The organism is Gemmatimonas sp. (genome assembly GCF_036405635.1).
In the GTDB taxonomy this organism is placed as follows: domain Bacteria; phylum Gemmatimonadota; class Gemmatimonadetes; order Gemmatimonadales; family Gemmatimonadaceae; genus Gemmatimonas.
In genome coordinates this window covers 25,077-46,765 of the sequence record NZ_DASWXE010000037.1, presented here as the reverse complement: position 1 = coordinate 46,765, position 21,689 = coordinate 25,077, and the positions used below count along the sequence as shown (strand labels likewise).

22 protein-coding genes are annotated in these 21,689 nt (G+C 65.0%); 13 read left to right on the top strand and 9 right to left on the bottom strand.

Translation table 11 applies throughout. The features are described 5' to 3' along the window. Positions 1-64: 64 nt before the first annotated feature. From gyrA to VGE27_RS02460, 4 genes are all read right to left on the bottom strand, one after another. A complete protein-coding gene (gene gyrA, locus VGE27_RS02475; protein WP_331048045.1) occupies positions 65-2,584 on the bottom strand; it encodes a DNA gyrase subunit A in 2,520 nt (839 codons plus the stop codon). Between the two features lie 172 nt (positions 2,585-2,756). Then, on the bottom strand, positions 2,757-3,668 hold the full coding sequence (locus VGE27_RS02470; RefSeq protein WP_331048044.1) for a mechanosensitive ion channel family protein: 912 nt from the start codon (positions 3,666-3,668) through the stop codon (positions 2,757-2,759). Between the two features lie 71 nt (positions 3,669-3,739). Then, positions 3,740-3,964, bottom strand: coding sequence for a hypothetical protein (locus VGE27_RS02465; RefSeq protein ID WP_331048043.1), 225 nt, complete (start codon positions 3,962-3,964; stop codon positions 3,740-3,742). Positions 3,965-3,988: 24 nt separating this feature from the next. After that, entirely contained in the window at positions 3,989-5,026 is a 1,038-nt protein-coding gene (locus tag VGE27_RS02460; protein ID WP_331048042.1) for a zinc-binding dehydrogenase, read from the bottom strand. A gap of 153 nt (positions 5,027-5,179) precedes the next feature. On the opposite strand from VGE27_RS02460, the gene odhB reads away from it, so the two are divergent. Further along, positions 5,180-6,439 carry a 2-oxoglutarate dehydrogenase complex dihydrolipoyllysine-residue succinyltransferase gene (gene odhB / locus VGE27_RS02455; RefSeq protein ID WP_331048041.1) on the top strand — a complete coding sequence of 420 codons (1,260 nt, stop codon included), beginning with the start codon at positions 5,180-5,182 and terminating at the stop codon, positions 6,437-6,439. 80 nt (positions 6,440-6,519) lie between these two features. Here the strand turns inward: odhB and VGE27_RS02450 are convergent, their stop codons facing one another. After that, positions 6,520-7,338, bottom strand: coding sequence for an alpha/beta hydrolase (locus VGE27_RS02450; protein WP_331048040.1), 819 nt, complete (start codon positions 7,336-7,338; stop codon positions 6,520-6,522). 439 nt (positions 7,339-7,777) lie between these two features. Between VGE27_RS02450 and VGE27_RS02445 the strand changes: the two genes are divergently transcribed. The 3 genes from VGE27_RS02445 (at position 7,778) to lpdA (ending at position 10,647) form a co-directional block, all read left to right on the top strand. Beyond that, positions 7,778-8,137 carry a hypothetical protein gene (locus tag VGE27_RS02445; protein WP_331048039.1) on the top strand — a complete coding sequence of 120 codons (360 nt, stop codon included), beginning with the start codon at positions 7,778-7,780 and terminating at the stop codon, positions 8,135-8,137. Between the two features lie 72 nt (positions 8,138-8,209). Then, complete coding sequence (locus VGE27_RS02440; RefSeq protein WP_331048038.1) at positions 8,210-9,238, top strand: DUF72 domain-containing protein; 1,029 nt, start codon at positions 8,210-8,212, stop codon at positions 9,236-9,238. Then, positions 9,235-10,647 carry a dihydrolipoyl dehydrogenase gene (gene lpdA, locus VGE27_RS02435; protein WP_331048037.1) on the top strand — a complete coding sequence of 471 codons (1,413 nt, stop codon included), beginning with the start codon at positions 9,235-9,237 and terminating at the stop codon, positions 10,645-10,647. The genes VGE27_RS02440 and lpdA overlap by 4 nt, the downstream gene beginning before the upstream one ends. A 114-nt stretch (positions 10,648-10,761) precedes the next feature. On the opposite strand, the gene VGE27_RS02430 is transcribed toward lpdA, so the two are convergent. The 3 genes from VGE27_RS02430 to VGE27_RS02420 form a co-directional block, all read right to left on the bottom strand. Beyond that, a complete protein-coding gene (locus VGE27_RS02430) occupies positions 10,762-11,235 on the bottom strand; it encodes a hypothetical protein (protein WP_331048036.1) in 474 nt (157 codons plus the stop codon). After that, on the bottom strand, positions 11,235-11,795 hold the full coding sequence (locus tag VGE27_RS02425; protein ID WP_012681963.1) for an RNA polymerase sigma factor: 561 nt from the start codon (positions 11,793-11,795) through the stop codon (positions 11,235-11,237). The genes VGE27_RS02430 and VGE27_RS02425 overlap by 1 nt, the downstream gene beginning before the upstream one ends. 124 nt (positions 11,796-11,919) lie before the next feature. Further along, positions 11,920-13,107, bottom strand: coding sequence for a CoA transferase (locus VGE27_RS02420; RefSeq protein ID WP_331048035.1), 1,188 nt, complete (start codon positions 13,105-13,107; stop codon positions 11,920-11,922). 224 nt (positions 13,108-13,331) lie between these two features. Between VGE27_RS02420 and VGE27_RS02415 the strand changes: the two genes are divergently transcribed. The 9 genes from VGE27_RS02415 to VGE27_RS02375 all read left to right on the top strand — a co-directional run bounded on the left by VGE27_RS02415 (position 13,332) and on the right by VGE27_RS02375 (position 20,499). Then, on the top strand, positions 13,332-14,171 hold the full coding sequence (locus VGE27_RS02415; protein WP_331048034.1) for a hypothetical protein: 840 nt from the start codon (positions 13,332-13,334) through the stop codon (positions 14,169-14,171). A gap of 6 nt (positions 14,172-14,177) precedes the next feature. After that, positions 14,178-15,149, top strand: coding sequence for a hypothetical protein (locus VGE27_RS02410; RefSeq protein WP_331048033.1), 972 nt, complete (start codon positions 14,178-14,180; stop codon positions 15,147-15,149). Between the two features lie 14 nt (positions 15,150-15,163). Then, complete coding sequence (locus VGE27_RS02405) at positions 15,164-16,318, top strand: ArgE/DapE family deacylase (protein ID WP_331048032.1); 1,155 nt, start codon at positions 15,164-15,166, stop codon at positions 16,316-16,318. 269 nt (positions 16,319-16,587) lie between these two features. After that, positions 16,588-16,803, top strand: coding sequence for a hypothetical protein (locus VGE27_RS02400; RefSeq protein ID WP_331048031.1), 216 nt, complete (start codon positions 16,588-16,590; stop codon positions 16,801-16,803). After that, positions 16,800-17,435 carry a ribonuclease H gene (locus VGE27_RS02395; protein WP_331048030.1) on the top strand — a complete coding sequence of 212 codons (636 nt, stop codon included), beginning with the start codon at positions 16,800-16,802 and terminating at the stop codon, positions 17,433-17,435. Before VGE27_RS02400 ends, VGE27_RS02395 begins: the two co-directional genes overlap by 4 nt. Positions 17,436-17,474: 39 nt before the next feature. Further along, the gene (locus VGE27_RS02390) at positions 17,475-17,657 is read left to right on the top strand and encodes a hypothetical protein (RefSeq protein ID WP_331048029.1); all 183 of its coding nucleotides are present in this window, start codon (positions 17,475-17,477) and stop codon (positions 17,655-17,657) included. Beyond that, positions 17,654-18,364, top strand: a complete 711-nt coding sequence (locus VGE27_RS02385; RefSeq protein WP_331048028.1) for a zinc ribbon domain-containing protein — start codon at positions 17,654-17,656, stop codon at positions 18,362-18,364. The genes VGE27_RS02390 and VGE27_RS02385 overlap by 4 nt, the downstream gene beginning before the upstream one ends. 317 nt (positions 18,365-18,681) lie before the next feature. Beyond that, the gene (locus VGE27_RS02380) at positions 18,682-19,662 is read left to right on the top strand and encodes a hypothetical protein (RefSeq protein ID WP_331048027.1); all 981 of its coding nucleotides are present in this window, start codon (positions 18,682-18,684) and stop codon (positions 19,660-19,662) included. Positions 19,663-19,668: 6 nt separating this feature from the next. Then, positions 19,669-20,499: a hypothetical protein gene (locus tag VGE27_RS02375; RefSeq protein ID WP_331048026.1), complete on the top strand. Its 831-nt coding sequence runs from the start codon at positions 19,669-19,671 to the stop codon at positions 20,497-20,499. Positions 20,500-20,533: 34 nt separating this feature from the next. On the opposite strand, the gene VGE27_RS02370 is transcribed toward VGE27_RS02375, so the two are convergent. Beyond that, a complete protein-coding gene (locus VGE27_RS02370) occupies positions 20,534-21,592 on the bottom strand; it encodes a phytoene/squalene synthase family protein (protein ID WP_331048025.1) in 1,059 nt (352 codons plus the stop codon). Between the last annotated feature and the right edge of the window lie 97 nt (positions 21,593-21,689).

The window sequence follows — 21,689 nt, the reverse complement described above, 5'->3', positions numbered from 1 at the left end:
CGACGCGCGCGGAATGCGCGCGTCCTGACGTTACTGCCCCACGTCATCCAGCGACGACGAGGTCTTACTCGCCGTCACCTTCCGTGGCCGGCGCTTCGCCTACCGCCTCTTCTCCACCCTCTCCCTCTTCCTTGTCATCCGGAATGACGCGGGCCACAGCCGAGACCCCGTCCTGATCGTCCAGCGCCACGAGCTTCACGCCCTGTGCCGCACGACCGGTCACGCGGATCTCACTCACCTTGCTGCGGATCGCGATGCCGCCACGGGTCATGAGCATCAGCTCGTCTTCGGGCACCACTTCCATCAGCGCGATGACGTCGCCGGTCTTCACCGTGCGATTGAGCGTGAGGATGCCCTTGCCGCCGCGCTTCTGCACGCGGTACTCGCTCACCTCACTGCACTTGCCGAGGCCACGCTCGGTCACCACCAGCAGCGTGGCCTCACGCTTGATGACGACCATGCCCACCAGTTGGTCGGACGGACGCAGCTCGATTCCCTTCACACCCGTGGTGTCGCGCCCCATCTCACGGACATCACTCTCGTGGAAGCGCAGCGACAGGCCATGCCGGGTGGCGAGCACCACGTCATTGTTGCCGCTCGTCACCTGCACGTCCATCAACTCGTCTTCCGAGTCGATCTTGATGGCCTTGATGCCGTTTGCCCGCGGATTGGAATACTGCGACAGCGCCGTCTTCTTCACGGTGCCGTTTCGCGTGCAGAACAGCAGGAATTCCGTATCCGAGAACTCCTTGGTGACCACGATCGCCCGGATGCGGGTGTCCGGTGTCACGTTGATCAGGTTCACGATCGGCTTGCCGCGCGTGTTGCGCCCGGCTTCCGGCAACTCGTGCACCTTGAGCCAGAAGCACCGGCCGTCGTCGGTGAAGATGAGCATGTACGTGTGCGTACTCGCCACGTAGAAGCGTTCCATGAAGTCGTTTTCCTTCAGGTCCGCACTCGCCTTCCCACGCCCGCCGCGCCCCTGACGGTTGTACAGCGACAACCGCGTGCGCTTGATGTAGCCGCCGTGCGAGATGGTCACCACCATCTCTTCCTCGGCGATCAGGTCCTCGATCGAGAACTCCCCTTCGTCGCTCACGATCTCGGTGCGCCGCTCGTCGCCGTACGATTCGACGATCTTGAGCAGCTCGCCCTTCAGGATCTCCATGCGGCGCGTCTTCGACTCGAGGATGCTCCGCATCTCGACGATGAACGCGCGCACTTCCCGCAGCTCGTCTTCGAGCTTGTCGCGCTCGAGCCCGGTGAGCTTGGCGAGGCGCATGTTGAGGATCGCCTCGGCCTGCCGCTCCGACAATCCGAACCGCGACTGCAGCTGGCCACTCGCCGTCGGCGTATCCTCGGCGGCACGGATCAGCGCTATCACTTCGTCGATGTTGTCGACGGCGATCTTGAGGCCTTCCAGGATGTGCTCGCGTTCCAGCGCCTTGTCGAGGTCGAACTGGGTGCGACGCACGATCACTTCATGGCGATGCTCGATGTAGTGCTCGAGGCACTGCTTGAGCGTGAGCACCTTCGGCACCAGCTGCCGCGTGTTCGGATCGGGCACCAGCGCCAGCATGATCACACCGAACGTGCTCTGCATCGCGGTGTGCTTGTACAGCTGGTTGAGCACCACGCGCGGAATCGCATCGCGCTTGAGCTCGATCACCACCCGCACGCCGTCCTTGTCGGACTCGTCGCGCAACGCCGAGATACCCGTGAGCTTCTGGTCGCGCACCAGCTCGGCGATGTCCGCCACCAGCTTGGCCTTGTTGACCTGGTACGGCACTTCCGTCACCACGATCTGCGACTTGCCGCTCGATTCCTTCTCTTCGATGACGGCGCGCGCGCGCATGATGATGCGGCCACGGCCCGTGTCCTGATAGTCCGCGATGCCTGCCCGGCCGTAGATGTAACCACCCGTCGGGAAGTCCGGACCTTTCACATGCTTGCGCAGCTCCCCGGCATCGAGCTCGGGATTGTCGATCAGGGCCACCACGGCATTGATCACTTCGCGCAGGTTGTGCGGCGGAATGTTCGTCGCCATGCCGACGGCAATGCCTGTCGACCCATTGACGAGCAGATTGGGGAAGCCGGCGGGCAGCACCCGCGGCTCTTCCAAGCGATCGTCGAAGTTCGGCGCGAAATCGACTGTGTTCTTGTCGATATCGGTGAGCATTTCCACCGCCATCCGCGTCAGGCGGGCTTCGGTGTAGCGATAGGCCGCGGCGCTGTCGCCGTCCATCGAGCCGAAGTTGCCCTGGCCGTCCACCAGCGGATAGCGCAGCGAGAAGTCCTGCACCATGCGGACGAGCGCGTCGTACACGCTGCTGTCGCCGTGCGGGTGATACTTGCCGAGCACATCACCGACCACCGTCGCGGACTTCTTGTACGCACGGCCCGGCAACAGTCCGAGCTCGTTCATCGCGTACAGCACGCGTCGATGCACGGGCTTGAGGCCATCGCGCACGTCCGGCAGGGCGCGCGACACGATGACGCTCATGGAGTAGTTGATGAACGACTCCTTGACCTCCTCGTCGATGAGGCGGGGCAGGATGCGTTCGCGGCTGGTTGGACCGGTCATGATGTCGCGGGCAGGGGGTACGGCCAATACGGGTGGAACCAGTGAAATTTAACCGCTGGTTTGCCCGGATTCACATGGGCGAAATCGCGTATTTCGGGCCTTGCGTCAGCCTCGACACATCGCCCGTACTGCGCGGATTTCGCGGTGCGACAGGGGGTGCTACAGGGCCTGCTTACAGCGAGACCTTGGGGGCGGCGCGATCAGGCGTCTGCGACGCCTTGCGGGCCACGGCCTCGGCCTGAGCCGCCGCATCGGCGGCCGCTTCCTCGGCCTCCTCGGACGTGGCCTCCGCCAGCTCCTCGGCTTCCTCGGCGGCCGCCTCGGCGTCGATGGCCCGACGTTCAGCGCGATAGCGCTCGTACCACTCCCGCGTGATCTCCGCGGCGAGGTCGCGATTGCCCAGCCCGAACGACAAAGCCAGCGCCAGGGCGACGGCACCAAACAGGATCGCGAACGCCGTGGTCACGATGTCGGTGGCGATACCCAGCTCCTGCAGCGCCATGAACACCGCCAGCACGATCACGCCACCACGGCCCGTACGCGCCAGCCACGGGCCGCCATACAGGCCGCCCGCCGACGCCATGATGAGCCCACCCACGAAGCCACCGAGCACGATGCCGAGGATGATGATCACGATCGCCGCGATCACGCTCGGGATGTAGCTCATGAGCTCCGTGAAGACGTTCGCCAGCGAGTCGAGACCGATGGCACTCGCGGCCACGAGCAGCACCGCAAACATCACCACCCAGAACAGCAGGTTGGCGATGACCTTGGCCGGATTCAGATGCGAACCCGAACGCTCCACGGCCTGCAGCACACCGCCGCGTTCGAGCAGTTGATTGAGGCGCAATCGCCGCAGCAACCGCGTCGTGCCCTTCTCCACCACCTTCGCGACGAGATATCCCGCGAACAGGATGACCAGCGCCCCGAACAGCGCCGGCACGAATTCACTGAGCAGCGAGAAGCTCTGCTCGAGACGCTCGGAGAACGTGCTCGGCATGGTCGTGGTGCCCGCAGGGCTCTGCGCCGCCGCATCGGCGAGCAGCAGCGAATCAGCAAACGGTGTCGCGAACGGCTGAAACAAGGGAATCCGGAGAAGAGGCGTCGAAGCGCGAAACAATCGGTACAAAACTAGTGGAGCACGGCTCACTACGCCTACAAGCGCGTCCCGCGTTTCACATCGAAGATGGAGCTGCGGCGACACGACGGACACAGCAGCCATTCGCGCTGCCGGTGGTAGCCCAACCCGAACGACCCACCGCCGATCGGGCGATGGGTCATACGCACCGCGCAGCGCGGGCACATGGGCGTCTCACCAGCCAGGACAGCGGCCTTGAGTGCCTTCTCTTCGTCTGCCGTGTACCGCGCGGCTTCGGCCATCCCGTTCTCCGGACCTCAGCGCCTTCAGAGCGTGACGACGACCTTGCCGAACTGTGCGCCCGAGCCGAGGCGCTCGTAGGCAAGTGGCGCCTGCTCCAGCGTCCACACCGAATCCACCGGCGGCTGCAGTGAGCCGTGCCGGAAAAACTCGGTCATCGCATCGAACTCGGCGTCGTTGCCCATGGTGGAGCCCATGAGCGTCCACTGGTTCCAGAACATCCGGCGCACGTCCACCTGCACCATCGGGCCGGAGGTGCCGCCACAGGTCACCAGACGCCCGCGCTTGCCCAGTGCGACCAGTGACTGCGGCCAGGTGGCCTCGCCCACGGAATCGATGACCACATCGACCCCCCGCTTACCGGTGCGGTTGCGAATCAGCTTGCCGAGATCGGCCTCGCGGTGGTCCAGCAGGTGGTCGGCGCCCAGGAACTGGGCCCGCTCGAGCTTCTGCGGGCTGCCCGACGTCACCCACACGGTGGCACCGATGTGCTTGGCGATCTGCAGAGCTGCCAGCGCCACGCCACCACCGATGCCCCAGATCAGGACATGATCGCCCGGGCGCACCTTTGCACGGGTGACGATCATGCGCCAGGCCGTGAGCGTGGCCAAGGGGAAGGCGGCGGCGATGTCCCAGGGGATCCAGTCGGGGATCGTGCGCACATTGGCCGACGGCACAACCACGAACTCGGCCAGCGTGCCCGGCAGGTGTTCACCCAGAATGCCATACGTGAGACACAGCGGCTGGTCACCGTCCCGGCAGTACTCACACCGGCAATTGCGGTCGAGCACGCCCGGATTGATGATCACCCGATCGCCCGGCTTCACGCTGGTCACGGCTGAGCCCACCGATTCAACGATACCGGCACCGTCGGATCCCAACGGCCAGCCGGGAATGATCCTTGACCCCGGGATGCCGCTGAGCACCCAGAGATCGAGCCGGTTGAGGGCCGCCGCCTGAATGCGGACACGCACCGAATCGGCCGACGTGAGGGTGGGCTCGCGCACATCGCGCACGACGAGCTGTTCGGGTCCACCAAAGGCGCTGAAGGTCAGGGCTCGCATGCGCGCAATCTAGTGACATCCCCGGATGCAAAAGGTACGGGTGGGGTGGGCAGCTTCGGTGTGCGGCTCTCTATATTTCGGAGTTCATGACCTGATTCGAAGCCCACGTTCGGATCCCGTTCCGCGACACTGTTCCTTCATCAGCTCCGCCTCATGTCGTCCATCAAGGTTCCCCCACTCGGCGAATCCATCGTCGAGGCGACCGTCTCGCGCTGGCTCAAGAAGGAGGGCGACGCTGTCGCCACCGGCGATACGCTGGTCGAGCTCGAAACGGACAAGATCACGGTTGAAGTGCCGGCGCTCGAAGCGGGCGTCCTCACGTCGCGTGCCAAAGGTGAAGGTGATGTCGTGGCGGTCGGCGAAGTGCTGGGCGAGATCGCGGCCGGTGCCGCGGCGTCGGCCGGCGCGGCGCCCGCTGCTGCGGCACCCGCGCCTGCGGCCTCTGCGGCGGCCCCGGTCGCTGCGGCTCCCGTCGCGGCCACGGCGTCTGCCGACGCCAAGGTCTCTCCGGCTGCGGCCCGTCTCGCCACGGAAAGTGGCGTGAACACGGCCGACGTGGCCGGCACGGGACGCGGTGGTGTCGTGTCCAAGGCCGATGTGGTCGACGCCCTGCGTGCGCCGGCAGCACCTGCGGCAGCGGCCACTCCCGCTGCGCCTGCTGCGCCTGCTGCGCCTGCTGCAGCTCCGGCCAAGGCCTCGGCGCCTGCATCGGCTGCTGGCCGCGAGACGCGCGAGAAGATGACCACGCGTCGCAAGCGCATCGCGGAGAACCTGCTGCAGTCGCAGCAGTCCACGGCGCACCTGACGACGTTCAACGAGATCGACATGACGGCGATCACGGCCTTCCGTGAGCGCATGAAGGAGCGTGTCGAGAAGGAACAGGGCGTGAAGCTGTCGTTCATGCCGTTCTTCGCGAAGGCGGCGTGCATCGCGCTCAAGTCGTATCCGCTCGTGAACGCGCAGATCGACGGCGATTCCATCGTCTACAAGCACTACGTGAACATGGGCATCGCCGTCGCCAGCGACGCGGGTCTCGTGGTGCCGAACGTGAAGGACGCCGACAGCAAGAGCGTCGTGGAAATCGGCAAGGACATCGGCGCCGTGGCCAAGCGCGCGCGCGACGGCAAGCTGTCGATGGACGATCTCACGGGTGGCACGTTCACCATTACGAATGGTGGCGTGTTCGGCTCGTTGGTCTCCACGCCGATCATCAACTATCCGCAGTCCGGCATTCTGGGCCTGCACAAGATTCAGGACCGCCCCATCGCGGTTGACGGCAAGGTCGAGATCCGCCCGATGATGTACATCGCGCTGAGCTACGACCACCGCATCATCGACGGACAGCAGGCCGTGCTGTTCCTCGTGCGTGTGAAGGAGCTGATGGAAGACCCGGCTGCCATGCTGGTCCTCTGATCTGCAGCGACCAAATACGAAGGGGGCACGGAATCTCGGTTCCGTGCCCCCTTCGCGTTCTTCACAACGACACCCTGCGCCTAGACGAGAGCGCGTGGCAGAAATGTGGTGACGGCGTCCATGACCGCCTTGGTGGCTTCACGATGCGGCGTGTGGCGGGCCTTGGGCAGCAGCAGCGCCTCGGCCTTGCCTCCCCACGCCTTCACAATGGAATCCACCTGCGCCGGTGTGCCGTATTCGTCGTCCTCACCCTGAATCACCAATGCGGGACAGCGCGCGAATCGCAGATCGGCCTCGATATTCCAGTCGCGAAAGCCAGGCGACAACCACGTGTCGATCCACGCCGACGTGAGCCGGGCCACCTTGTCACCATGATAGCGCGCGAGGCGTGTCGGGAGATCGGTCTTGGCCATGAGCGCCTTGGCGATGCGCACACCTTCCAGCGTCTCCTCTTCCACAAAGACGTGTGCGCCTTCGGTGATCACGGCCTTCACGCGCGTCGGCTGCATGGCCGCCGCAAGCAATGCGATGGATCCGCCATCACTGTGCCCGAACAGCACCACGTCGCCGATGCCCAATGCATCGAGCAGCGCAAACAGCCGCTCCGCCTCGACATGCAGGTAGCGTTTGGTGCGCGGTGCATCGGACATGGGCGCCGACAGGCCATAGCCCAATCGGTCGTACACGATTGCATCGAGTCCTGCTGCTTCGGCGAGAAACGCGGGGAACTCGCGCCACGTCTCGATGCAGCCGAGCGATTCGTGCAGGAACACCATGGTCGGCGCTGCCGCATCGGCCGGGCGCGATAACGTGATGCGCTGCACAGCCAGCGTCATGCCTCCGCGCACGTTGACATCGGGCACACGGGCGCGCTGGAGATCGATCTTGAAGTCGGACATCGGTGAAGGAGCCCCGGTGAAGTCGGCGCGGGGTGAAAGCACCCCCAGATGCACCACGACGCCCCAAGCGTTTCCGCCAGGGACGTCGGGGTTCGTCAGCGTGCGTTTTCAATGCGAGGATTGGAGCCGCTGCCGACGATCGGTCTGGAGCACGGCCTTGATGGCCTTCATGCTCAGGACGCAGTGAGCGTCGTGACGTCACGGATGCCGGTATGGTGACACCGGCCGTGGATCACGCACTCCTGATGCTCAATGTACGGACGGAGCCCGGGTTGCCAAGTGCCACAGCGGGCTCAGGCGACGTCACTGTGGCGTAACGGCGCCGTTCCGTTGCCAACCTTGTCACGGATCGCCGTGTCTCACGGGTACAGGCAATCAGGAGCCCCATTCCCGGCGCGCTCCACTGTGCTCCGCACCATCGTCAGTCAGGATGTCCGTCATGCCCTCGCTCTCTCTTGCACCGTTCTCGCTCTCCGGCCCCTGGCAGGGAGCGCTGACCGCCGACGAAGGCGGCGAGACGACGAGCTTTTCGTTGCAGCCGTCCCGCTCGCTCAACCCCAGCACTACCAGCACCATGGTCCCGTTCATGGGACTGACCATCACTGTCGCCGATGCTGCGCCTGAGCCGGTGCAGCTGCTCGACGGCGCCCAGCGCGCCCTGGTGGGTCTTGTGGAGGGTGCGCAGCTCCTGTTCGACGCGCGCGTGCGCGGCGGGCGCCTCGTGGGCCAGTGGTGGCGTCGTGACGCCGCCGGTGATGTGATCGCGCACGGTTCGCTGGACGCGGCGGCGGTGCGCTAGCGGTGCGTTAGCAGCACGCGGAACACTCGCTCGACGGTAGACCGGCTGGCTGCTGCCGCCTACAATGGCGGCATGGCGCCACGGGACGATTTTCAGCCATCGCTGTTCGAGGAACCCCTCGACGGTCACGAGCAGTTCATGCAGGAGGCGGCCAGGTTGAGGGCCGCTCTGCCACCGACGCTCCGCTTCGGAACATCCAGCTGGACGTATCCGGGCTGGTCGGGCATGGTCTATCGCCGCAGCTATCCGAAGACCGGCGCAACGGTCGAGATGTTGGCGGAGTATGCGCGATGCCCGCTGTTTCGGACGGTGGGAGTGGACTCGTTCTTCTATCGGCCACCAACGCCTGAGGTACTCGAGGAGTACCGACACGCGCTTCCGCCCGATTTCCCGCTCGTCATGAAAGTGTGGGATCAGGTGACCTCCTATGCGCTGAACAGCCCGCGACACCACATGCTCCGGCAGATGGGCGTGGTGCAGACGCATCCATCGGGCAGGAACCCCGACTGGCTCAATCCGGCCCTGTGCGTGGACGCGGTGATCGGGCCGACGGTTGAACATCTCGGTGAACACGCCGGCGTGTTTCTTTTCGAGTTCGAGACCATCCCCCGATCGGCAGGCCTCGATGCAGCGGCCTTTGCCGAGCAGCTCGATCGTTTCTTTGGCGCGCTACCCGTGGGGCCGCGATATGCCGTGGAGATTCGCACCCCTCAACACCTCAAGGCACCGTACTTTGCGGCGCTGCGGGCTCACCGGGTGGCGCACGTGTTCAGCTCCTGGACCCACATGCCTGCGATCGGTGCGCAATTGCTCCACGCGGATGCACTCACCGCGGATTTCACCGTCGCCCGCGCCCTGCTTCGGCCCGGACGCACCTACACAGACGCGGTCGAAGCGTTTTCGCCCTACGATCGGATCCAGGACGCGTTTCCTGAGGGGCATGACGACATCCTGACCCTGATCGACCGTGCGCTGGCCCATGCCACGACGGTCTTTGTCATTGCCAACAACCGATTCGAAGGGTCGTCCCCTTTGACCATCACCAATCTCGCCCGGCGCTTCCTGCTCCGGGACAGCGAGCCGTTTATCTTCCGCACATGACTTCCCCGACCCCTCAGACCGCCGACGTCCTCGTCCTCGGCGGTGGCCCCGGCGGCTACGTGGCCGCGATCCGTGCAGCCCAACTGGGCTTCTCCGTTACCTGCATCGAAGCCGACAAGACGCTCGGCGGCACCTGTGTCACGGTCGGGTGCATTCCGTCCAAAGCACTGCTGCAGAGTTCCGAGCACTACGAGTGGTTGCGCCTGCACGCCGCCGAACATGGTGTGAAAGTGGAAGGCGCTTCGGTCGACCTGCCGGCGATGATGGCGCGCAAGACTGATGTGGTGGCGCAGAACACCAAGGGCATCGAGTTCCTGTTCCGCAAAAACAAGATCACGTGGGCCAAGGGCTTCGGTACGCTGAAGGCCGGTAACGTCGTGGACGTGAAGGATGTCGATGGCAACGTGACGTCGTGGCAGGGCAAGCACGTCATCATCGCCACGGGCTCGGTGCCGGTGCAGCTGCCGTTCCTGCCATTCGACGAGAAGCGCGTGTTGTCGAATGTGGGGGCGCTGCAGATCCCCGAGGTGCCGAAGCATCTCATCGTGATCGGCGGTGGCGTGATCGGTCTCGAGTTGGGCTCGGTGTGGCGCCGTCTGGGTGCCAAGGTCACGGTGGTGGAGTTCGCCCCCACCATCCTGCCGGGTAACGATGACGATGTCATCAAGGAAGCCGACAAGATCCTGCGCAAGCAGGGGCTCGAGATCCACACGGGCACGAAGGTCACCGGCGCCGATGTGCGCGCAGACGGTGTGACCATTCACGCCGAGAAGGATGGCGCGGCACTGTCGTTCGAGGGCGACTATGTGCTGGTGTCGGTGGGCCGTAAGCCGTCGCTGTCGGGAGTGGATGCGGCGGCCCTTGGCTTGCAGCTCGGTCAGCGTGGCGAGATCGCGGTGAACGATCAGATGCGCACCAACCTGCCGAACGTGTTCGCCATCGGCGACGTGGTGGGTGGCAAGCTGCTCGCGCACAAGGCGGAAGACGAAGGCGTGATCGCGGCGGAAGTGATCGCCGGCAAGCCCGTGCACATGCATTACCGCACGATGCCGGGCGTGGTGTACACATGGCCCGAGATCGCCACGGTGGGCCTCACCGAGCAGGAAGTGAAGGCCAGCGGACGTGCCTATCGCGTGGGCAAGTTCCCGTTCAGCGCCAACGGTCGTGCGCGCACCATGGGCGAGACGCAGGGCTTCGTGAAGTTCGTGGTGGACAAGGACACCGACGAGATCCTGGGCTGCCACATGATCGGCCCGCACGTGGCCGACAACCTCGCGCAGGTGGTGCTGGCGATGGAATACCGTGGCAGCGCGGAAGACATCGCAATCACCGTGCACTCGCACCCGACGTTGAGCGAGACGGTGAAGGAAGCCGCGCTCAGCGCGCTGGGCCGCGCGCTGCACATGTAGACCGGCAGTCCCGGGTTGCGGGTTTGGCGACTCGGGGTGGAGGAATGACGAAGGGCCCGCGCAGAGATTGTGCGGGCCCTTCGTGTATTCGCCGGGTGGCGAATCAGAACTACATCAGAACAGCATGCGACCGATCACGACACCGATCGCCAGCATGATCGCACCGACGATCGCCGTGCGACCGAAGGCCGTGCTGTTGTCTTCGGAGGTGCTGGCGTTGAGCTGCGTGGCGGTGGTCGTCGCCGTAGCAGTTGCCGTGGCCAACTGGGCCTCGACCTGCTTCGGCGGCAGCGCCGCCATGATGTTCGCAGCCACATGGGCCGGCGTCTTCATGCGACGCATGCGATCGGTGTCCTGATCGACACGCTTCCAGAATTCCACCTGACGGGCATCCGCACGGCGGGCATCGGCTTCTGCCGTCTCGCCATCGAGCCACTGGTGGATGATATCGGCACCGCCGGTCGATGCGCCCATACCCGGCAGCGGGACCTCGCGATCGGCCAGTGGGCGGTCCGCGAGCGGCGCGACTTCGCGCTGCAGGCTGCGGGTCGCGTCCAATTCGTCGTGAGCTTCGTTGCGGTTTTGCATCAGGCGTATTTCTCCTCGAGCAGGGCCTGAAGCGCTTCGCGGGCACGATGCACGCGCATCTTCAGGGCACCAACGGTAGTCCCCAACAGGTCCGCCATTTCTTCGTAGGAGCGTCCTTCCACGTGCTTCATGATGAACGCTTCCCGAAGCGATGGCGCCAACTGTGCGAGCGCTGAGTCGAGATCCTGACGCAACTCCGTGCGATCAAGGTCCTCATCAGGCGATGCATAGCCGGACGGCTGATCATCTTCGTCGTAGCTCAGATGCGTGCGCCGAATGTTCTTCAGCCAGTCCTTGCATCCGTTGGCCACGATCCGAAACAGCCAGGCGTCGAATCGACCACGGACTTCACCGAGATGGTGATAGGCCTTGATGAACGACGTCTGGAGAATGTCCTCGGCGACGTCGGGACTGCCCGTCATTCCGAGAGCATGCCGATACAGTGGATCACTGTAGCGGCCGATCAGCATCGAGAAGGCGTCTCTGTCGCCCGCCATTACGCGGGCGATGACTTCCTGGTCCGAATCGACGTCGTTCGGCGGGAGCTGGGGTTCCGTCATGTGCACGGCGCTAGGATAACGCCGCTAACACGGGATTGACACCCCTGCAGACCGAACTTCGATGCATTCCTGCTGTTCGTCTCGCGCATATGACGAACGCCGCACGGGGAGGTCACACGCGTGCTCACTCCAGTATCGGCACGACGTCGAACGAACTCCACTGTTTTTCCCGGATTGTGACACCGTGCTCGTCGAGCAACGGCGGCTCGAAGCGAACACGACCATTCAAGAGTGGCGTCACACCCGTGCGTGCCGATGCCGTAACATCGGCCAAGGCCTCATGCACCTCACGGACGAGTCCGCATGGAACTCCAACGGCATCCAGTCGGCTCACCCACTGCTGCGCTGACGCTTCACCGACCCGAGCCGCGATGGCGCTCACTACACGATCCCGTTGCGCGAGTCGTCCGGCGTTGGTGGCGAGCGCGGGATCTGCGGCCAGGTCCGCCAAACCAAGCGCCTTTGCCGCCTGCTGCCACTGTCCGTCGTTGCCCACAGCAATGACGAGCGGACGGTCCTCGGCGTGAAACAGTTGATACGGGACCAGATTGGGGTGCGCATTGCCCCATCGCTTACTGGGCTTTCCCGACACGAGGCTGTTCTGGGTGACATTCACGAGCGCGGCCACCGCAGAACTGGCCAGGGTGACGTGGACCCGACGGTCGGCGGCTGGCAGGACTTCCCCGTCACGGGCCGCCCGATCCCGCCCAGCCACCGCGGCGAGGATCCCGATGGCCGCGTCCTTTCCGGCAATGACATCCACGAGAGCGACCCCGACTTTCATGGGCTCCCCATCCGGCTCACCGGTGATCGCCATCCACCCGGATTCCGCCTGCGCCACGAAATCGTAACCCGGTCGCTGGGATTCGGGGCCAAACCCCGAAATGGTGCACCATATGAGTTTTGCGTTTTGCGCCATCAAGAGATCACTATCGAGCCCATTTCTAGCCAGAACACCAGGCAGATAGTTCTCGATGACGATATCGGCTTCGGCAATCAGGCTTCTGAGGAGCTGTAGATCATCGGCGTTCCTGAAGTCCGCTGCCAACGAGAGCTTGTTTCGATTGGCGGAAAGAAAGTACGCCGCCTGGCCGCGATCATCGAAAGGCGGCCCCCAACCTCGCGTATCGTCACCGGTGCCGGGGCGTTCCACTTTGATGACCGATGCGCCGAGGTCTCCGAGCATCATGGTGCAGTATGGCCCTGCCAGAACTCGGGACAGATCAAGGATTTTGAATCCTTTTAGGTTCTGAGACATGATAGTGTCGCCTTTATGAGCCTTGACTGTCTTTATTTCTGTGGCGGCGAACATGCACCTGCCGCATCCCCTGATGCGATATCACCGGGTCGCCTCGGCGCATTATATGTAAGAAGACCTCGCAATTCACCACCGCGCACCTTGCATAGATCACTGAAAATCATATAGTTACCCCCGTTCCGGTGGACGCGGACCCCTCGGCGGCTTGCTTTCAGTTTCCCTCCGACGCATTCGAGCGACCACCTCCCCCTCCCTGTATGGCGGAGTGCGCTCCACCCATGGCCGATTTTCCACAGGCTGACGAAGAAACGCAGGCGGACGGCGACGCGCCGCCATCGGCTCCGGCCCCGCGACGGGGCCCTGGCCACCGGGCGGCCGACGCCCGGGACACGGCAGCCGAAATGGCCGCCCGTGCCCATGAAATCAGCCTCGAAGCCGGCAGCCGGATGGCTGGCGCCATGCGGGATGTGGTTGGCGCTGCGGCAGGACTGAGCGCCTTCGTCATCGAAAGCGCGCGCGACCTGATCAACTACATGGTCCGCCGCGGGCAGATGAATCAGGAAGAAGCCGATGTCCTGATCCAGCAGGCCGAAGCCGCGTACATCGCCAAGCACGGGTCGCTGCCCAAGCCGGAGCCGAAGGCGCCGCCGCCAAAGCCGATTCCGCTCGGTCAGCTGCCCAAGGCCGTTACGGCACCCGCCGCCGCCGCCGAAGCAGCGCTCGAGGCGCGCGCCGCGATGCGCATCGAGCCGCAGAAGCCGTCCGACAAGGTCAACTTCGCTCCGCCACCGCCAAAGCCGGCTCCAAAGGCTCCTGTCGCGCCGAAGCCCGCTGAGGTGAAGCCGGAACCGAAGGCCGAAGCCAAGGTGGAGAAGGCTGCGCCAAAGGCCGCGGCCGCACCGGCCAAGACCGCAACGCCGGCCGCCAAGGCTGCTCCGGCCAAGGCAGCTCCGGCCGCTAAGGCTCCAGCCAAGACGGCAGCACCCGCCAAGGCCCCTGCGGCGAAGGCTGCTCCGGCCAAGCCCGCTGCCAAGGCGCCGGCCAAAGCTCCCGCGAAGCCCGCTGCCAAGGCGCCGGCCAAGGCTCCCGCCAAGAAGGCCCCGGCCAAGAAGAAGTAGGCCCCCGTGGCTGCAGGTCTGCATGTCCCGACGAGTGGGCGCACGATCATTGCATCGGCGCCCACTCGTCTTGATTTCGGGGGTGGGTGGACCGACGTCCCGCCCTATACGCATGAACGCGGCGGCTACGTCTGCAACCTGGCCATCGAGCGGCGTGCGACCGTGTCATTCACCTTGGCGTCGCCCGCTGAGGAAGGCCAGAACTCCCGTGACCCACTCACGGTGGCCGCCCTCCGCCGATCTGGGCTCGCGGCGGCCCGTGTGGAGATTCACAGCGACTTCCCGTTTGGCGCGGGACTGGGCGGCTCGTCGTCGGTGGGCGTGGCACTCGCTGCGGCCATTGCCCACGCGACCGGCACCAATTGCTCAGCCGCCGAACTGGCCGAACGCAGCCGATCGACCGAAGTGGAAGAGCTGGGTGTCGCCGGTGGTTTTCAGGACCACTATGCCGCCGCATTTGGGGGAGCGCTGGGTCTGTCGTTCAGCCATACCAACAGCGCAGAGCCCATTCCGCTGACTGATGCGTGCGTCGAGGAACTGGAGTGCTCCCTGACGTTGGTGTACACGGGCGAATCGCGCATTTCCGGCGAGACCATCAGTGCGGTACTCGATGCCTACAAGGAGCGGGTGCCCCGGGTGGTCAAGGCACTCGATTACATGGCGTCGCTCGCACGCACGATGCGGGATGCCCTCACCGCCGGCGACGTAGCGCATCTGGCCGCGTGCATTGATGAACACTGGCAGTACCAGCGGTCACTGCATGAGCGCATCAGCACACCGCGCATCGATGCCCTGGAGCAGGCCGTTCGCGCGGTCGGCGCGACGGGATTCAAGGCCCTGGGCGCCAGCGGTGGCGGCAGCGTCCTGATCTGTTCCTCGCGCGAGAAAGCTGAGCCGGTGCGCGCGGCAGCGTCGTCGCTTGGCGACGTGCTCACATGGCGTGTTGCCCGCGATGGGGTGCGGGTGAGCACGGCGTGACCTAGACTGTAGGGGTGAACTCCCGATTCCCACTCGATGCCGTCGCCCTGACGGAAGCACTGGTTGCGGTGGACTCACGCAACCCGGACCTGGTACCCGGCGCACCCGGTGAACGTGCCTGCGCCGAGTTGCTGGCATCGATTCTGAGTGGGTGGGGGTTTGCGGTGTCACTCACCGACGTGGCGCCTGGTCGCTCCAATGTGATCGCGCGCATCGGGCCGGTGGGACGTTCGCCCCTCGTGCTCAACGGGCACCTCGATGTCGTGGGTACGGACGGGATGACCCACGAGCCGTTCACACCGGTCACGCGCGACGGCAACCTGTATGCGCGCGGCGCCACGGACATGAAGGCCGGCGTTGCGGCGATGTGTGTGGCCGCCGCCCGCGCCGCAGCGCGCGGGGCGCTGCACTGCGAGATCATCATCGCAGCGGTGTGCGACGAAGAGTTCGCGTCCATCGGTACACGCGCGCTGCTGGCCGACGGGCTGCACGCCACGGGCGCCATCATCACCGAGCCGACACGCCTGTCCGTCGTCCCTGCGCACAAGGGCTTCGCCTGGATCGACATTGCAGTGCAGGGTCGTGCCGCACACGGCAGTCGATACGACGTGGGCATCGATGCCAACCGGCATGCAGCACTGCTCATCGCGGCGCTCGATCGCCTCGAGCATGATGTCCTGAGCGGCCGCACTCACCCATTGCTCGGCCGCGCATCGCTGCACGCCGCGATGATCAGTGGCGGCACCGGATGGTCTACCTACGCCGATCGCTGCGATGTGCGCATCGAGCGCCGCACGGTGCCGGGTGAGACGGGTGCACAAGCTTTGGCAGAAGTGGAAACCGCAATTGCTGCACTGCACGCCGAGCGCCCGCAGTTCTCGGCGCGGGCTTCGCTCGTGTGTGCACAGCCACCGCTCGATCTCGCAGCGGACGCACCACTGGTACAGGCTGTGATGCATGCCGCCCAGAATGCCGGATTGTCGGGCGCCATCAAAGGCCTGTCGTGTTGGACCGATGCGGCGCTGTTCGCCGAGGCAGGCATTCCCGCGCTGTGCTTTGGCCCTGGTGACATTGCGCGCGCGCACTCAGCGACCGAATGGGTCGAAGTGGAGCAGATCGAGCAGGCGACCGTCGTGCTAGAGCAGGTGTGCTCGGCGTGGGGGACCTGATCGTCTCCGCAGAGGATCTGAAGGGATTGCCTTGGAATTGAAGGGCTACCTGCCGGCCGCTGCGCGGCGAAAACTGCATGAGTGGAAAGGAACGAAGGGAAACAACGGAAAACAAAATCTCTTTTTTGTTTTCATTTGACTCCCTTTGATTCCTGCTTTTTTCGCCGCGCAGCGGCCGGTAGGTAACCTTTCCAATCCCTCCGAATTCCCTTTCTGTGCTTCGATTCGGAGTCATCGGCAGCTTGCAGCACGTCCATTAGCTTCCCGGCATGCAACTTTCCACCACGCAGTACGATCAGCTCGAACGCGCCATCGTGGACGGGACACGCCTGACCATCATGCGACGCGGCACGGAGTACATCGTGATCCCCGAGCGTCTGCGGGTCGCTGACGGTCGCGAGATCATCGTGGCGCGTCACCCCAGCACAGGGCATCGCCTGGAGCTGGTGCTCGATGAGATCGACGCACTGGAGGTTGTGCGGTGAGCGCGAAGTTTCCGTTGGTGGCCGTTTATGCCGACGAGTCCTGTCTTGGCAACGGAAAGAGCGGCGACACACCGGGCGGCCTTGGCGCGCTGGTGGAATTCCGAAAGGGCGACGGCTCGGTGACACGCTTCGACCTGTGGGCGTCGGAACCCGATACCACCAACAATCGCATGGCCCTGCGCTCGGTGATCGACACGTTCCAGGCGATGTCCCGAAAGGGCAATCGCCTGTCGGTGCTGTTCACCACCGACTCCCGCTACATCGTGGACGGGATGTCGAGCTGGGTGCGCGGCTGGATGTCGCGCGGATGGCGTCGGAAGGACGGCGCGGTGGAAAACGTGGAGCTCTGGCAGCAGGCCGTGGCGGCCATTGCCACCCATCAGACCCAGTGGGCGTGGGTGAAGGGGCACGCCGGCCATCCGCAGAACGAATACGCGAACTACCTCGCGACCCGGGCGGCCGCGACGCAGGACCGCTCGGACGGACTGGTGGGAAGCCAGTTCGAAAGCTGGTGGGCGGGGGAACAGGCCAAGGGTCTGGGCAACAAGCCGCTCTCACCTTTTCCCGTGGCGGAACAGTTTGTGCCAGCCCCAGCGTTACCCGCTCTTCCCGTCTCGCGTCTGGAACAATAGCAGGCCGGCGCCCGAGCGTCGGTTTCACCCCGGACGCTCATGTTCAAGTTCCTCTTCATCCTCGCGATCGGTGTTGCCATCGGCTACGGCTATGGCTTCAAAGACGCCCAGAAGCACGAAAAAAACGTCGCCGAGCGGCTCATTGAGCGCGTGGGCGGTGAGACGCGTGAGCGGATGGGGAACGACGTGGACGGCCGCTACGGTGCGAGCGACACGAAGTGACCACGGTTTCCCGTTCACTCGACGATCTCGATCGTCTGGCTTTCCGACTCTCGCGTACGGTGCGCACGCAGTTCCCGCACCTGATCACGCAGGGCTTCACGCTGATTGACCTCGAAGAGCGACTGCTGCCCTATCGGGACGTACGCCGCGAAATGGCCGATAGTGGTCCGGACGCCTTCGAGAGCACACTGCTGCGCCTTGTGTCCGGCGAGCGTGGGTACCTGCGCACGGATCCGGGGCTGCAGCAGGCCAGCCTTCAGGCGCTGGCGTTTCCATCACCGACGCTGGCCCTCGTGCGTGAATGGGCCACGACCTCGCTGCGGCTTGGTGATACTTCCGGGGCTGGCACGAATCGCCCAACGCCGGCCATGGACGTTTTTCCGGCGCCGTCGGGAGACCACGGCGCGGTGCATCCATCGGGGCATCAGTGCAGCACCCACGACGCCAGCGCTCGATCCTCGGCACGCACTCCGAATGCCAGCAGCGTGGCGGGGCTGGCCAACGTCCGCCGAGCCACGCCCGCGCGCGGCACACGGGCCACGCACGCGCACTGCCGCTTCTGCGACGGCCAGCTGCCCGAATCGACGCGCAAGATCACGTTCTGCCCGCACTGCGGCACCGACCTGACCAAGCGTCAGTGTCCCGCGTGCAGCACGGAACTGGAAGCCAACTGGCACTACTGCGTGACCTGCGGACGGGGCGGCTAGACCACCCCTTCCGCCAGAACGCCGGAGCAGAGAGAGGCCGCCACGGGTTGAATCCGCTGGGCGGCCTCGCGTGTATTGAGACCATGCCCGGGACGCCGCGTTTTCTTCAGAAAGTCGATTTACCTGTCGTGTGTGCCAGCCTGACCAGCACGCAGGCCCGCTTGGGATGGCTGCCATTGCTGCTGGCGACCGGACTCGCTGCATGTGCAGGCGGCTCCTCGGGGCCGACGCCTGCCCCGGACGCCCGGCCAATCGCCGCTGTAGGGAGCGCTGTCCCGTCGACGGCGGACGCCTCTCAGGCGCAGTTGCGCTGGCCCGTGCGCACCCTGTCGCATGTGGATCTCTGGTTTCACGCGTTTGCGATGGTGAGCGTGGACACCGGCACCGTGGTGCCGCTCTACCGCCGCGGTTATCGCGACTCGATCACCGTGCAGAAGAACCAGCGCAACGTGCTCACCGCACTCGATGGAAATCGCGAGACGCTGGCCCGGGGACTGCAGCGCGGCGGATACCTGTCGGCGCAGTTTCTGGCGTTCGACTACGCGTCATGGGAAGAGATGCGCGGCACGATTGAACGGTTCCTGCAGCTCGAGGGTGATCCGCGTCGCGCCTCCGATGAAGTATCCGCTCGACGCATGATGCAGCTGGCCGCGTTGTTCCGGACGGCCACCGATCGGGAGTGGCTGCGGCTGTTCATCAGCGGCGTGCAGGATGAGGCGGTGCGCTACTTCGACGCGGAGTATCTGCGCGTCTTTCGGGAGCGTCGCGCGGTGATCACCGCGGTGGACAGTCTGTGGCAGCAGCAGTATCGCGCCAAGTTCGAACGCTTCCTGAACAACACCGGCCAGCGTCAGGGCGACCTGCTATTGTCCCTGCCCATGGGCGGTGAAGGACGCACCGGCCCGGGACGCACGCAGCGCACGATGATGGCCGTGCCTTTCCCGGCGCGCCCGGAAGACGCGGTGCAAGCGTTGTATGTGCTGGTGCACGAAGCAACCGGCTCACTGGTGGGACCGGTGGTCGCCGACAACGTGACCCCAGCGGAGCAGCGTACCGGTGCTGCTGATCGTGCGGTGGCGTCCGGTCAGGTGGTCGCTGGAGCGATGGTGCTCACGAAGATCGCGCCGGAGCTGCTCGCGGGATATCAGCGCTACTATCTGGCGCAGTCCGGCGTGCGAGTGGATGCGGCGGCTGATGGCGCAGCACTGACGGCCGCGTTCGAGCGGGCCTTCTCGCTACCGGCGTCGATGCGTGATGCACTGCGGCGCCAGATCGACATCGTGCTTGGGGGCATCTGATCCGCCATGAGTGAATTACCACGGACTGCCCTCGAGCGCGTGCTGGCGCGCGCATCGGAATTGCAGACGAGTACCAGCGCCGAACCAGGCGAGACCATCAGCGAAGCCCGGCTCGTCGAGATCGCCAAGGAAGTGGGGCTCGACGTCCAGCATGTGCGTCAGGCCATCGCCGAAGAACGCGCACAGGTAGTGCTCGCTGAACCGGAGCACGGACCGCTGCTCTCGTCGTTGGGTCCATCGGTGGTGAGCGCACAGCGCACCATTTCGGGGTCACCATCGGAATTGCTGGCGCGGCTCGAAGCCATGCTGCCGCGACTCGAGATGATGCTGCCCATTCGTCGTACCGGCGACCGGCTGATCCTCGAGCCGCGCCGCGACACATTCGGCAACTTCATGCGCTCACTCGGTGTGGGTGGTCGCCGGTTCGATCTCGTGCGTCTCGATCAACTGGTGGTGACGGCCACGCGGGTGGACGATGGACGCACGGTGCTGCGCTTCGATGCGGTCATGAACGGCGCACGTAGCTCGGAACGCACGTCGGCGGTGGTGATCAGCACCGTGCTGTTCCTGCTCGCGGCGGCGGTGGCCGTGCCGGCGTTCGTGTTCTCGCTGGTGTTGCCAAGTTTTGCCGTGGCCACCGTGGCCGGACTCACGGCGCTCGCCGCCGGTGGTTCGTGGCTGACCTGGCGATCGGTGCGCAAGCGATTCCGCACGCTCGTCGCACGGGTGCAGAACCGCGTCGAGTTCCTGCTCGACGAGGCGCAGCAGGGAAAACTCGAACAACCGCCATCACTGCTGGACCGGATGCTCAAGGGCGGCAACAACTGGCAGCTCTAGCCGGGCGGACGCCAAAAGCTGCCGTTCCCGCTGATCAGGCGAAGGCCAGCTCGAAGCTGCGGCGGCGCACCCGCGACACGAGCCAGCGCACGCCGCTGTTGCTCATGGCCAGCATCGCCCCGGTGAGCAGCAGCGACTTCACTTCTCGGCGTGAGATCTTCACCGATCCACCCGGCTGGAGCATCGCGGAGCTCTGTACGAGGTCACGCAACGTGGCGTAGGCCAGCAGCAGCGGCAAAATGCAGAAGAGCCGAATGGAGACGGCGCGCCGCGGAATGTCGAGCAGGTAGGTGCGCGCTTCCTCGAGATCGTGCCATGCCAGCTGGATGAGCTGCGCGAGTGCGGCGCGATTGCTCGACAGCAACTCAGGTGCGAGGATGCGGCTCTGTGAGCTCCCGTGTGCCTCGAGCAACTCCTCGGGGATGTACACGGAGTTTTCCTTCTCCGCGTCCACCGCCACGTCCTTGAGGATGTTCACCGTCTGCAGTGCTTCAGCAAACGCGCGGCACCGTTCGCGTAAAATCGCATAGCGCTTCGCGCCGATACTGGGCGAATGCTCGTGCCAGAGATCGGTGAGCATATATCCCACCGTACCGGCGACGTAGTAGCAGTACTCCTTGTACTCGTCGACCGTCTGGATGCGGATGCCGTCTGGATAGAGCAGCACGAACTTGCGCATGCCCACCGACATCTCGGTCACCCAATGTCGCACCACCTCCTGCGTGCGCTGCGGCAACCGTCCGAAGTGCTCGAGCACCAACGCGGTATTGCGCGTGAGTGTGAGGTGCGCGAGGTCACCCGTGAGGTGCTGCACGCCGTCGGTGAAACGCGCGAGTGCCGAGGCATCCGAGAAGCTGGCCAGGAAATCGTCGAACAGCGCCGCCTTCACGTCGGGCAGAATGCCGGGCGCGTCTTCCACCGTATCGGCGATGCGGCACAGCAGGTACGCATCGAGCACCGCCTGTCCCAGATCCCCCGGCAACACCTTGATCCCGAGCGCGAAGGTGCGCGACACCGCAGGAAGAATGGCTTCGCAGAAGCGAGCCGCATCCTGGCGGGCGAGCGCATCGGTGACGGTGGCAGGAAGGGGCATTCCGGGCTGGTTCGGGTAGGCGGGAAAGATAGCGAGGCTCGTGACACACAACGGTGTGCGAATAGGCGACGCGCTACACAAAGGCTCGGCAACGGCA